Source organism: Cellulomonas phragmiteti (genome assembly GCF_016862775.1).
Taxonomy (GTDB): Bacteria; Actinomycetota; Actinomycetes; order Actinomycetales; family Cellulomonadaceae; genus Cellulomonas; species Cellulomonas phragmiteti.
This window is the reverse complement of the sequence record NZ_BONP01000026.1, coordinates 1-12,048: the sequence shown is the minus strand read 5'-3', so window position 1 is coordinate 12,048 and position 12,048 is coordinate 1. Positions and strand designations below refer to the sequence as shown.

General features: G+C 75.9%; 10 protein-coding genes and 1 pseudogene. 1 reads left to right on the top strand and 10 read right to left on the bottom strand.

Going from position 1 to position 12,048, the window contains the following annotated elements; genetic code table 11:
* Positions 1-6: 6 nt before the first annotated feature.
* The 9 genes from Cph01nite_RS16140 to Cph01nite_RS16100 all read right to left on the bottom strand — a co-directional run bounded on the left by Cph01nite_RS16140 (position 7) and on the right by Cph01nite_RS16100 (position 10,602).
* On the bottom strand, positions 7-654 hold the full coding sequence (locus tag Cph01nite_RS16140; protein ID WP_203675714.1) for a GNAT family N-acetyltransferase: 648 nt from the start codon (positions 652-654) through the stop codon (positions 7-9).
* On the bottom strand, positions 651-2,840 hold the full coding sequence (locus tag Cph01nite_RS16135; RefSeq protein ID WP_203675713.1) for a penicillin acylase family protein: 2,190 nt from the start codon (positions 2,838-2,840) through the stop codon (positions 651-653). The genes Cph01nite_RS16140 and Cph01nite_RS16135 overlap by 4 nt, the downstream gene beginning before the upstream one ends.
* 1 nt (position 2,841) lies before the next feature.
* Positions 2,842-4,686, bottom strand: coding sequence for an IucA/IucC family protein (locus Cph01nite_RS16130; RefSeq protein WP_203675712.1), 1,845 nt, complete (start codon positions 4,684-4,686; stop codon positions 2,842-2,844).
* Positions 4,683-5,312: a GNAT family N-acetyltransferase gene (locus Cph01nite_RS16125; RefSeq protein WP_203675711.1), complete on the bottom strand. Its 630-nt coding sequence runs from the start codon at positions 5,310-5,312 to the stop codon at positions 4,683-4,685. The genes Cph01nite_RS16130 and Cph01nite_RS16125 overlap by 4 nt, the downstream gene beginning before the upstream one ends.
* Entirely contained in the window at positions 5,309-6,691 is a 1,383-nt protein-coding gene (locus Cph01nite_RS16120; protein ID WP_239069316.1) for a lysine N(6)-hydroxylase/L-ornithine N(5)-oxygenase family protein, read from the bottom strand. The genes Cph01nite_RS16125 and Cph01nite_RS16120 overlap by 4 nt, the downstream gene beginning before the upstream one ends.
* On the bottom strand, positions 6,688-8,142 hold the full coding sequence (locus tag Cph01nite_RS16115; RefSeq protein WP_203675710.1) for a pyridoxal phosphate-dependent decarboxylase family protein: 1,455 nt from the start codon (positions 8,140-8,142) through the stop codon (positions 6,688-6,690). The genes Cph01nite_RS16120 and Cph01nite_RS16115 overlap by 4 nt, the downstream gene beginning before the upstream one ends.
* 138 nt (positions 8,143-8,280) lie before the next feature.
* Positions 8,281-9,276, bottom strand: coding sequence for a hypothetical protein (locus Cph01nite_RS16110; protein ID WP_203675709.1), 996 nt, complete (start codon positions 9,274-9,276; stop codon positions 8,281-8,283).
* Positions 9,273-9,938: an RNA polymerase sigma factor gene (locus tag Cph01nite_RS16105; RefSeq protein WP_203675708.1), complete on the bottom strand. Its 666-nt coding sequence runs from the start codon at positions 9,936-9,938 to the stop codon at positions 9,273-9,275. Before Cph01nite_RS16105 ends, Cph01nite_RS16110 begins: the two co-directional genes overlap by 4 nt.
* An 82-nt stretch (positions 9,939-10,020) precedes the next feature.
* Positions 10,021-10,602 (bottom strand): hypothetical protein, encoded by a 582-nt coding sequence (locus Cph01nite_RS16100; protein WP_203675707.1) that lies wholly within the window; start codon positions 10,600-10,602, stop codon positions 10,021-10,023.
* A 234-nt stretch (positions 10,603-10,836) separates the two neighbouring features.
* On the opposite strand from Cph01nite_RS16100, the gene Cph01nite_RS16095 reads away from it, so the two are divergent.
* Complete coding sequence (locus Cph01nite_RS16095) at positions 10,837-11,712, top strand: metal-dependent hydrolase (RefSeq protein WP_203675706.1); 876 nt, start codon at positions 10,837-10,839, stop codon at positions 11,710-11,712.
* Between the two features lie 115 nt (positions 11,713-11,827).
* Here Cph01nite_RS16095 and Cph01nite_RS16090 read toward each other — a convergent pair.
* A pseudogene (locus tag Cph01nite_RS16090) lies at positions 11,828-12,048 on the bottom strand (hypothetical protein); the annotation flags it as partial.

Here is a 12,048-nt window from a genome sequence, read left to right as displayed (position 1 = left end):
ACGCGGTCAGCGACCAGCAGGAGCGACCGCGTAGAACGTCAGGCGGGCGCGCTTGGTGGGCAGGTCGACCTCCGGACCGAGAACGGCGCCGGTGCGCTCGGCCAGACGCAGCATCGCCGCGTTACGGGCGTCGGGCTCGCCGACGATGCGCGTCGCGCCCGTGAGGTCGGCGAGCACCTGCGCGAGCGTCGTCACGAGGCGGTCCGCGTACCCGCGTCCCGGCGTGCCGCCGCCCGGGCGCCGTCCGCCGTCCGCAGCCGGACCGCGCCGCGTCGGCCGCGCCCCCACCAGCACGTGCATGCCCAGGTCACCGGGCTGCACGTCGTACACGTCGCCCACCGGGTCGTGCGCGGGCTCGTACGCCTGCACCAGCGCGACGCGCGTCCCGTCGAGGCGCACGAGCAGCGCGTGGTGGTGGTCGATCGCGGCCAGCCCGGCGTACGTGTCCCGCAGGTCGTCGACGCCCAGGTCGCCCAGCCCCCAGAACCCGGTGCCGCGGGCTGTGCACCACGCGTGCAGGGTCGCCAGGTCCGCGTCGAGGTCCAGCAGGGCGGTGCTCAGCACGCCGAGGCCGTCGACCGTGCGCTCGTCGAGCACCGTCCCGCCCGGCAGCCCTGCCCACGGCGCGGTCAGCCCGACCACCTCGACGCTCACGCCCCCGCCCCCGGCGGCAGCGGCTCCGGCGTCAGCAGCGCCCAGTCGGTCACGACCTCGACCGTCCCCGCGGCCGCCCACACCGGGTGCTGGTCCGCGAAGTGCGCGCTGCGCGGGTCACCGCTCGCACCGAACGGCACGCCCCACCGGCTGCGCGAGCGGTCCCCCAGGTCCCACACCCACCGGGCCACGGACCCCCGGAACGCGCGGTCGGTCACGCCCGGCACGGTCCCGGTGCACCGCACGGTGTCCTGGTCGCCGCCCAGCGGCAGCGCGGGTACGCCCGGCACGGCGGCGCCGGGGACGTCGGCCAGCACGTGCGCCGGGAGCACGGTGTGCCGGCTGCCCCACGTGCCGCCGTCGGCCCGCGTCGCGACCTCCTCCAACGCGGCCCGGACGTGGCCCGGGCCGTCGATGCCCAGGTCCGCACGGTCCAGCAGCGCCGGGAGCACCGCCCCGACGCGACCCCGCAGGCTGAACCAGGCGTCGAACGCCGCGCCGGCCCGGTGCGGCGCCGCGAGCGCCCGGACCGCGGGCTCCTCCACGAGTCGGCCGACGAGCACCGCGCGCAGGTCCGCGAGCAACGCGGCCTGCGGGGAGTCGGCGGCCAGGTGCAGGTCCCACGCGAGCAGGCGGTCGCGGACGGCAGCGGCCGCCGGGCTGAGGCCGTCGAGGTCGGCGGTGTGCCGCAGCAGCCGCCCGGCGCCGGCCCAGTGCGTGTCCCCGTGGACGGCGGCGAGGTCGGCCACGTCCCACACGGGCCGCTCGGCGAGCAGCACCGCGAGGCGCGCCGCACGGTCCGGGGCGTACCCGCTGCCGTGGTCGCGCGCGGGGTCGGCGGGCCGCTCGTTGGCGTCGACCGCCACGTCGGTGACCACGCGCGGCGGCGCGAGCGTGCGCCAGGCCCGCGGCGCGTGGGCGGCGTCCCAGGCGCGCAGCGGCAGCAGCCGGTCGTCGGGTGCCCGGTCGGCGACGAGCCCCGCGTCGAACGTCAGGACCGCGCCGTGGGCGTCGGCGGCGACGACGCGGTTGACCGGGTCGACCCAGCCCGCGAGCGCGTCGGCGACGTCGTCCGCCGTGCGGGCGCGCAGCAGGGGGCGCAGGCAGCCGAACCCGAGGTCCGCCTGGACGCGCGGCTGCAGGCGCACGGACCGGGCCTCCTCGAGCGTGACCTGCGGCAGCGGCCCGGTGGTGACGTCGTCCTGGTCGACGGGACGGCCCGCGGGCAGTCCGCGCACCACCACGGGTCCCCGCGCGGTCTCCAGCACCTCGACGGTCAGCGGCTCGTCACCACGGACGGCGACGTGCGCGGTCGTCCGCTGCACGGCCTCGAACCCGTCGGGGCCGAGCGCCTCCCACCCGTCGTCGACGCGGCTGAGCAGCTCGCGGTACACCTCGGCGGCGTGCGCGGCGGCGTTGGTGATGCCCCACGCGGCGTCGCCGGTGTGGCCGAAGTGCGGGAGCCCGGGGACGCCGGGGAACGCGAGCCCGAGCACGTCGTACTGCGGGCAGGCGAGCCGGACCTGCTGGTACGGGCCGGGCAGCTCGAGGACGCGGTGCGGGTCGCCCGCGAGCAGCGGTGCGCCGGTGGCGGTGCGCGAGCCGTGCAGCGCCCAGGCGTTGGAGCCGCTGGTGGGGCCGTCGGACGCGGGGTCGAACAGGCGCACGAGGTCCCGCGGGTCGACGTCGGCGAGCCCGGGGTGGTCGGAGTACCGCGCGGCGCGCACCACGTGGTCGTGCCACAGCACGCGCGGGAACGTCGAGAACAGGGCGTGGTTGACGAGGAACACCCCCAGCGGCGCCCACGCGGGCCACGGGTCGTCGGGCGTGGTGCCGCCCAGGACGCGGTCGAGCTCGTCGACCTCGACGGGGCGCGGCGCCGACGCGAGCCCGGCGTTCACGCCGGCGGTGTACGCGTCGACCCACGCGCGGTCGTCGTCCCGCAGCGCCGCGTACGCACGCTGCGCGGTGTCCGGCAGCCGCAGCCGGTGCGCGACGACGTCCCAGGCGACCCCCGCCTGGCCGAGGTGCTCGGCCAGGCGCCCCTCGGCGCGCCAACGGTCCGTCTGCACCTGCCACGTGCGGTCGCGCGCGGTCACCCAGCCCTGGCCGTACGCGAGCGCCAGCTCGTCGGACGCGCGCACGTGCGGCACGCCCCACGTGTCGCGGAAGACCTCGAACCCCACGTCAGGCGCTCTCCTCGCGCGCGACCGGGTTGGCCAGCGTCCCGGCGTAGATGAGCGACGAGGACTGGTCCGCCAGGTCGACCATCTGCAGCGTGTTGCGCAGCTGCAGGCGGTTGAGGCACGAGTGCGCGAACCGCGGCGCGCGCAGGTCGACGCGCGACGGCAGGTCCGGGTGGTCGGCGTGGTGCGCGTCGATCGTCTCGGCGACGACGCCCCAGAACACGTCCTGCGTGAGCACGCCGTCGGTGACGAGGATCCCCGCGAGGTGCCGCAGGACCCCGTCGAACACGTCGGTGAAGATCGCCAGCGCCTTCTCGTCGTCGTCGACGACCGCGCGGACGCGCTCGACCGCGGCCGGCAGGGGCCGGTCCGACAGGACGGCGACCTCCTCGCCGATGTCCTTGAGCAGCGCGCCGACGGGCACGTGGTCCTGCCACACGAGCAGCACGTTCTCGCCGTGCGGCATGAACGCCAGGTCGTACGCGCGCAGGCAGTGCACGAGCGGGCGCAGGTAGACCCGCAGGTAGGCGCGCAGCCAGTCCGCGGGGTCGAGCCCGGACGCGCGCACGGCCGCCGTCGCGAACGCGTCGCCGGCGGCGTCGCGGTGCAGCAGCGCGGCCATCGTCGTCGCGCGCTGCCCGGGCGCGAGGAACGCGAACGGCTGCTCGCGCCACAGCGCCGCGAGCATCTTGCGGTGCGCGTTGGGCCGCGGCGTGCGGTGGTAGACGTCGCCGGTGTAGCCGATCGACGCGCGCTCGCGCAGCACCCGCACGTGGCAGGCCGCGAGCTCGGGGTCCGTGTCCACGAGGTCGGCGACCCAGTCGTTGATCGCGGGCGTCGCGCGCATGTACGCCGGGGACAGCCCGCGCAGGAACCCCATGTTCTGGATCGCGACGGCCGTCTTCACGTAGTGCCGGTCGGGGCGGTCGACGTTGAGGAACGTGCGGATCGACTGCTGCGCGCGGTACGTGTCGTCGGACTCCCCCAGCAGGACGAGGTCGCGTCGCGCGACGTCGGGCGCGAACGTCACGGCGACGCGGTGCTCCCACTGCCACGGGTGCACGGGCAGGTACCGGTAGTCGCCGGGGTCCAGGCCGAGCTCGAGCAGGCGGCACGCGAACCGGGCGCGCGTGGCGTCGTCGAGCTCGTGGCGGTACAGCGCGTCCGCGGTGAGGCCCGCACCCGTGGCGACGTGGCTGACGGCCCGCCGGGCCGCGAGCCACACCAGCCGCACCGGCCGCCCGGCCTCGGGGGCGTAGGCGTCGTGCTCGCTGACGCCGTAGCCGATGCGCCCGTTGTTCGCGATGAAGGACGGGTGCCCCTCGGTCATCGCCTGCTCGACGGTGGCGAGGTCCGCGTGCAGCAGGTCGGCGACCGACGGGCCGCCGTGCGCGCGCCGGTACGCGGCGGACGCGAGCGTCGAGGACAGCTCCTCCAGGTACAGCGCGAGCAGGCCGTCGGGCACCTGCAGCAGCGGCTGCAGCTCCAGCACCAGGTCGAGCACGTCCAGCGGCGCCGGCTGCCCGTCGACCTCGCGCGTCACGCTCGTGCGGTCGATCGCCCAGTGCTCCAGCGCGAGCCGGCGGGCACGAAACCGGTAGACGACCGTGCTCCCGCCGGGGGCGTCAAGGGTCAGCACGTACGGGCGCTCGGCGTCGTCGTCCGGGGCAGCGGCAGCGGCGCGGTCCAGGCTCGGGGCGACGAGGCGCTCGTGCGCGAGCTCCGCGAGCGCCTTGCCCACCAGGTGGCGCTGCGCGGCGGCGAGGTGCTCGGGGGTCAGGTGGTCGGCCGGGTGCGGGGCGGGCAGGGCACGTCCCGGCACGACGGGCAGGTCGGTGAGCGTCATCGGGCGTCCTCGTGGATGGTGCGGGCGCCGAGCCGGCTGGCGGCGAAGTCCTCGCGCGTGCACACCGACAGCGCCGCGCGCTTGCCGGGCAGCTCGATCTCGCGGACCACCCGGAACCCGGCGGCGGCGTTCTTGGCGGCGATCGCGGTGTTGCGCACGTCCGGCTCGACGACGACGCGCTGGGCGCGCAGGGTGCCGAAGCAGAACCGCAGGGTGGCGGCCATGACCGCGTCGGTCAGCCCGTGCAGCGGCGGGCCGGCGGGCGGGGAGACGAGCAGGTGCATGCCGACGTCGCCGGTGCGCGCCCGGTACAGCCCGCGCAGCAGGACCCGTGCCGGGTCGTACGTCTCGACCATGAAGGTGGGGCGTGCCGCGACGCGGCCGATCCACGCGTGCTCGTCGGTGGACTCCGCGAGCCGCCGGGAGTACGCCAGCACGTCGTCCAGGCCGAGGTCCGTCATGCGCCAGAACGCCGAGGCGGGGTGCGTCAGCCAGTGGTGCAGCGTCTCGGCGTCGCGCTCGGGCACGACGCGGTCGAGGCGGACCGGCCCGATGCGCTTCCACGCCTCGTCGCGGACGGTCTGCGCGGACAGCGGCTCGGTGGCCTGCGAGCGCCAGCCCGTCACCGTCGCGCCCCGTCCGCGACGGCGCCGGGTGCGGCCGGTGCAGGGACCGTCCCGGCAGGCGCGGGGTGCGCCCCCGTCGGGACCCCGAACTCCTGGAACGCGATCCGCTGCTCGCGCGGGTACACCTCGCGGCCGCACACGGCCGCGAGGATCGCCGACGACCGCCACGCCCCGAAGCCGAGGTCGGGCGCTGTCAGACCGTGCGTGTGCTCCTCGCCGTTCTGCACGAACACCCTCCTGCTCCCGCCGTCGACCGAGTAGTCCCGGGCGACGTCCAGCCGTCCGCGATCGTCCCACGCGAGGCGGTGCGCGATGCCCAGGACGACGTCGGGCACCTGCGCGGCGTAGCCCGTGGCCAGGACGAGGGCGTCGGTGGTGCGCTCGTGCTCGACGCCGAGCTGCGCGTGCCGCAGCCGCAGCGTGTACCGGGCGCCGTCCCAGGTGGCACCGAGCACCTCGGTGTCGGTCAGGAGCGTCGTGGGCACCGGCCCCGTCGCGCTGCGGCGGTACAGCGCGTCGTAGATGTCGTCGACGAGGTCGGCGCTGATGCCCTTGTACAGGCTGCGCTGCTCGCGGGTCAGCCGGTCGCGCACGTCCGCCGGCAGGGCGTGGAAGTGGTCGGTGTACTCCGGCGACGTCATCTCGAGCGTCAGCTTGGTGTACTCCATGGGGAAGAACCGCGGCGAGCGCGTCACCCAGTCCAGGCGCTGCCCGCCCGGGCCGGTGGTCTCCAGCAGGTCGCGGTAGACCTCGGCCGCGGACTGGCCGGAGCCGACGACGGTCACCGAGCCCGCCGCGCGCAGCGTCTCGCGGTGCATCAGGTAGTCCGCGGAGTGCACGACCGGGCCGTCGAGCCCGCGCAGCGCCGCCGGGACGACGGGCTGCGTGCCGACCCCGAGCACGACGTGCCGCGTCCGGTACGACTCCGTGCCGTGGGCGGTGCGCGCGTGCACGACGTACAGGTCGTCGTCGTGCGGGTCGACCTCGACGGCCGTGACGGTCCGGCCCCAGCGCAGCGTGCCGAGCCCGTCGGCGACCCACCGGCAGTACGCGTCGTACTCGGCGCGCAGCGGGTAGAAGCTCTCGCGGATGTAGAAGGGGTACAGCCGCCCGGTGTGCTTGAGCCAGTTGAGGAACGAGTACGGGCTGGTCGGGTCGGCCATGGTCACGAGGTCCGCGAGGAACGGGACCTGGATCGTCGCGCCCTCGAGCATCATCCCCGGGTGCCAGCGGAACTCCGCGGCGCGGTCGAGGAAGACGGTGTCGAGGTCGAGCGGGTCGGCGAGCGCGGCCAGGCCCAGGTTGAAGGGGCCGATGCCGACGCCGACGAGGTCGTGGACGTGCGCGTCGGCGCTCACCGTCGCGTCTGCCGTGCTCACCGCGCCACCTCCACGTCCTGGCGCAGCAGGTCGTCGCCCTCGAGCAGCGCGGCGGCGGCCTGCCGCACCAGCTCCAGGACGTGCCGCACGTCCGCGAGGGTCGTGTCGGGGTTGAGCAGCGTGAGCTTGAGGCACGGGCGGCCGTCGAGCGTGGTCCGGGCGACGAGTGCGCGACCGGAGCCGAACAGCACGCGGCGCACCTGCCCGACGAGGGCGTCGGCGCGCTCGTCGGCCAGGCCGTCGGGCTGGTAGCGGAACAGCACCGTCGACAGGTCCGTCGGGGCGAGCAGCCGCAGGTCGGGGTCGGTGGCGACGACGCCGTGCACGGCCGCGGCCAGGTCGGCCGTCGCGTCGACCATCTCCCCGAGGCGGTCGGCGCCGAGCGCGCGCAGCGTGGTCCACAGCTTGAGGGCGTCGAACCGGCGGGTGGTCTGCAGGGACACGTCGACCTGGTTGGGCTCGTCCTCGCCCGCGGGGTTGAGGTAGTCGTGGTGGTGCGCGACGAGCCGCAGGTCCGCCGCGTGCCGCACGACCAGCGCCGAGGACGACACGGGCTGGAAGAACGCCTTGTGGAAGTCGACGGTGACGGACCGGGCGCGCTCGATGCCGTCGAGCAGGTGCCGCCGCGTCCGGCTGACGAGCAGACCGCATCCGTACGCGGCGTCCACGTGCAGCCACACGTCGGCGACGTCGCACACGTCGGCGATGCCGGCGAGCGGGTCGACGCACCCGCGGTCCGTCGTCCCGGCCGTGGCGACGACGGCGGCAGCGTGCCGGCCGTCCGCGGCGACGTGCCGCAGCGCGATCCGCAGGGCGTCGGGGCGCATGCGACCGCGCTCGTCGACGGGCACCAGGCGGACCGCGTCGGGTGCCAGGCCCAGCAGGTACGCCGAGCGCTGCACCGAGAAGTGGCTCGACGCGGTCGCCAGCACGACGAGGTCGCGCAGGTCAACCCCGGGCGTGGTGGCCAGCGCGTGCTCCCGGGCCAGCAGCAGCGCCTGCAGGTTGGACTGCGTGCCGCCGGACGTGAACACCCCGCCGCCGGCGAGGAAGCCGATGCGCGCGGCGGTCCACGCGACCAGGCGTCGCTCCATCAGGGTGCCGACCGTCGACTGGTCGTAGGTGTCCACGCTGGGGTTGATCGCGGCGAGGACGGCCTCGGCGGCGACGGCCGGCACGGCGACCGGGCAGTTGAGGTGCGCCGTGTACGCGGGGTCGTGGAACCAGACGGCGTGCTGGGCGAACAGCTCGTCGACCTCGCGCAGCGCGGTGGCCGTCCCCCGGCCCGGGCCGTCGAGGTCGACGGCGTCGACGAGGTCCTGCAGGTGCTCGCGGCTCGCGCCGGAGAACGGCTGGGTGGTGGTGCGGAACCGGGCGGCGACCCGGTCGACGGTCCCGCGCATGGCGTCGACGTAGACGTCGGCGCTCGCGGCGGACAGCAGCTCGTGCACGTGTGGTTCTCCCCTGCGCAGGACGCCCCGCGGACGGGACGTGAGGCTCGCCTAAGTGAGGCGAGGCTAACCTACGCGTCGAGGGCGAGACGTCAAGGCGTGTCCACCCGGAACCGGACGACCGTCCACGTCGTGACGTCAGGGGCGAGGACCTCGCAGCGAGACCTGGATCGAGCCGCCGACGGCCAGGTCCACCCGCGTGCACGCCGCATCCGGGTCCTCGATGACCACCGTCGGCCAGTGGTGCTCCTCCCCGAGGGCCTCGGTCGCGATCCGCTCCGCCGTGTCGAGGTCGACGCACGCCCCGGCGACCCGCGCACGCAGCACGTCGCGGATCTCGTCGACGACCTCGACCACCTCGTCGCCCCGCAGGCTGTCGCGGTCCTCCTTGGCGTGCGGCATCACTACGAGGGTGCGTTCGTCCGCGGCCGTGCCTCGGTCGCGGACCGACCACGGCTCGACGGCGAGCCAGACGTCCGCGCACGCCAGCTGCACGCTGTCGGTCCCGCGCGTCTGCGTCCGGACCACCCAGTCCGCGAGGCCGAGGCGGTCCAGCTCGACCTGTGCCGCGGCGGCCAGCGCGCTCTCGTCGAGACACGCGGACCCGAGCCCGTCGACGTAGTCCCGCGTGCTGTCGATCAGCTCCTGGACCGCCATGGCCTGCGGGTCGGCCGGGAGGAGCACGGCGCCGGCCGGCACGTCGGCGCGTGGTGCCACCACGATGCCCCCGTCATCCCCGCGGAGGAACGCCACCGCGTCCTCGATGGGCGGCAGCCCGGTCAGCTCCTGGTACCGCTGGCAGTCCGCGACGGGGTCCCCGGTCAGCATCGGCCCACCGGACCGCTCGTCCTCCGGCGCGTCCCACCGCGACAGGCACGAGATGCCGTCGTTCGGGCCCGTCCCCCGGTACCAGTCGTGGAACCCCGCGTAGGCGGCACCCCCGCCGACGAGCACGGTGGCCAACCCTCCCGCGAGCACCCCCCGGCGCACCCGTCGCTCGCGTCCCGCCCGCGCCCGCTCGTTCGTCGTGGCGTGCGTCGTCATGATCGCCTCCCGCATCGCGTCGTCGGCCCGCAGGTCGACGTGCGCGGCCGGGTCCGCCGCCCGCAGGCGTCGCATCAGGTCCTTGCTCATCTCGCCTCCTGAGGTCCGGGACGGGCACTCGCCCATCCACTGCCGACGTGTCCGGCCGGGTCGCGGCGTTGCACGGCGGGCGGCGGGTCGGGGTCCGCCTGCGCCTCCTCCAGCGCGGCGAGCTGCGCCAGCAGGCGACGCCGGGCGCGGTGCAGCCGCACGCGGACGGTCGCCCGCGGGACGCCGAGCACCAGCGCGATCTCGTCGCGTGCGAGCTCCTCCCACGCGACCAGGCGCAGCAGCTCGCGGTCGTCGGGCGGCAGGGCGTCCATCGCGCGCAGCAGCGTCGGGTCGCTCGGCTCGGGCTGCGGGACGACCTCGACGACCTGCTCACGCAGCCGGTCCGCGAGCGCGAACCGCCGACGCTCGCCGCGGTAGTGGTTCGCCAGGACGCGACGCGCCACGCCGAACAGCCACGGGCGTGCCGCGTCACCGTCCGGGACGTCGTCGAGCCGCCGCCACGCGACCAGGAACGCCTCGGCGACGACGTCCGCGGCGTCGGACGGGTCGGCGACGCGGCGGACCGCGTAGGCGAGGAGGGGGCCGTGCGTGCGGTCGAAGATCGCGGTGAACCGCGCGCGGCGCGCGGCGTCGTCGGTGCGGACGGGCGCGCCGGGCGAGTCGGGTGCGTCGGCGTCACCCGGCGGGGGTGAGGGGCTCACGGGTCTCCCTCCAGGGGCAGGAGTGTGTCACTGCCCACGTGTCCGGCTCCCGTGCGGGCGTTGCAGCCGTCGGCGGGAGCCGTCAGGCCGTGACCGTCCGCGTGATGCGGGCCGCCTCGCCGGAGGTGACCACGGTGATGCCGTGCCGGGCCGCCGCCTCGTCGAGCGGCTGCATGGTGAGCCTGTGGAGGAAGCCCTCCGCCGTGAAGGTCATCGACCCGGACGGCGCGCTCACGACGTACTGGTACGTGGACCGCAGCCCGCCGGACCCCGAGAGCTCCACCGTCTCGCCGCGGCGCACGGGCAGCCCCTCGTGGCGGGCACCGAGACGGCCGGCGAACAGGACGATCCCGTCGGGCCGGTCGAGCATCTCGACCATCGACCAGCCGCGGTACCACGGGGCCCGGCGCGCGCGGACGACGAACGCCCCCGCGCCCATGACGACCAGGCCGACCCACACGACCCACAACGGGAACGTCGTCCCGAAGCGCTGTGCGTCGCCCGCGAAGCCCGTCATGCCCTCCACGACGAGGCCGACGGCGCCGGCGGCGATCCCCACGACCGCGAGGACGGGCGTGAGAGCCGCCCCGAGGCGCGGGCCGCGGCCCGGCAGGTAGACGGCGGGCGCGGGGGTGGCGAAGGCGTCGCCGGGCGAGGTGGTCACCCGCGGACCGTAGCGCGCAGCGGGGAGCGCTGTGACCGGTTTCGGGGGTCGTCTCCGGCACACCGCCCGACACGCCGGGATCGGGACACACCGGACGCTTGACGCGCGTCACCCGAACGGCTGGGGTGGACGCCGCCCACCCCTCTGACCTGCACTGGAGCACCACTTGCGCCTCCCCGAGCGCCGCACCGACCCCGCCGCACGCCCGGCGCGCGCCGCCCGGCGGCCCCTCAGGTGAAGGGCGCGCACCACGCCCTGTGCGGCGCCGCCGCGTGGGTCGCCGTCGCCTCGACCGCGCCCTACACGCTCGGCTGGTACCCGGTCTCGCCGCTCGGCGTCGTGACCGGGGCGCTGGTGTGCGCCGGTGCGGCGCTGGCCCCCGACGCCGACCACCACGACGCGACCATCGCGCACTCCCTGCCGCCGGTCTCCGAGTGGGTGTGCGACGCCGTGGGACGCCTCGCCGGCGGGCACCGCAACGGCACGCACTCGGTGCTGGGCGTCGCCGTGCTCACCGGGATCGCGTGGGCGGCAGGGCAGGTGACGGTTGCCACGGGCGCACTCGGGGACCTCGCGCTCGGAGCCGGCGCCCTGTCGCTGCTGCTCGTCGCGTTCGCCGCGCGGGCGCTGCGCCTGGCCCGCAGGCGGCTCGACGCGTGGGCGCTCGCCCTCGCGCTGGCCGGGTTCATCACCGTCGCCGCACCGACCGAGTGGGACTGGCTGCCCGTGGCCGTCGGGCTGGGTGCCGCCGTGCACGTCGCCGGGGACATGCTGACCGGCGGCGGGGTGCCGCTGCTGTGGCCGTGGGAGCCGCGACCGCCGCGGTGGTGGCGCGCGACGCCCCTGCTCAACGACCTGTGGAGCCGCGGCGGCAACTTCGCGGTGCCCCTGCTGGGGACCACCGGGTCGCGGCGCGAGCAGCTGCTGGTCACGCCGCTGACGGCCTACGCGGCGTACGGGGTGGTCGCCGCGGTGGTCGTCGGATCGCTGACCGCGCTCGGGTACGACGCCGACCGGGTGATGGAGCGGGTGTGGGACGCGGCCGGTGCGCTGGTGGGGACCGCGACGGTCGTCGGCACGGTCGCGCTGGTGGCGCCGCTGCCGGGCTGAGCCGTGGCGTCGGGCGCGGTCACGGGCGCGGTGAGCCAGCGGTAGTAGGGCTGTCTGGCGAGCTTCAGGACCCGGCACGTCACCGCCACAGGCACCCCGTCGGCGGTGAGCTCGCTCACGAGCGGGTAGAGCCTTTTCCCGGCAGATGCGCCTGGGACAGGTAGGCCGCTGCGCGGCGCAGGACCTCGTTCTCCTGCTCGAGCAACCGGATCCGCCGGTTGGCCTCGCGCAGCTCAGCGGACTCGGTTCGGGTCACCCCCGGGCGGTTGCCGTCCTCGACGTCGGCGTCACGCAGCCAGTTGCGCAGGCACGACTCGGCGATCGGCGAAGTCGGCC

What these genes read in the sequence shown, in the direction of transcription:
- Cph01nite_RS16130 (WP_203675712.1), bottom strand. Translation starts at nt 4,686, where the DNA reads ATGACGCTCACCGACCTGCCCGTCGTGCCGGGACGTGCCCTGCCCGCC.
- Cph01nite_RS16110 (WP_203675709.1), bottom strand. Translation starts at nt 9,276, where the DNA reads ATGAGCAAGGACCTGATGCGACGCCTGCGGGCGGCGGACCCGGCCGCG.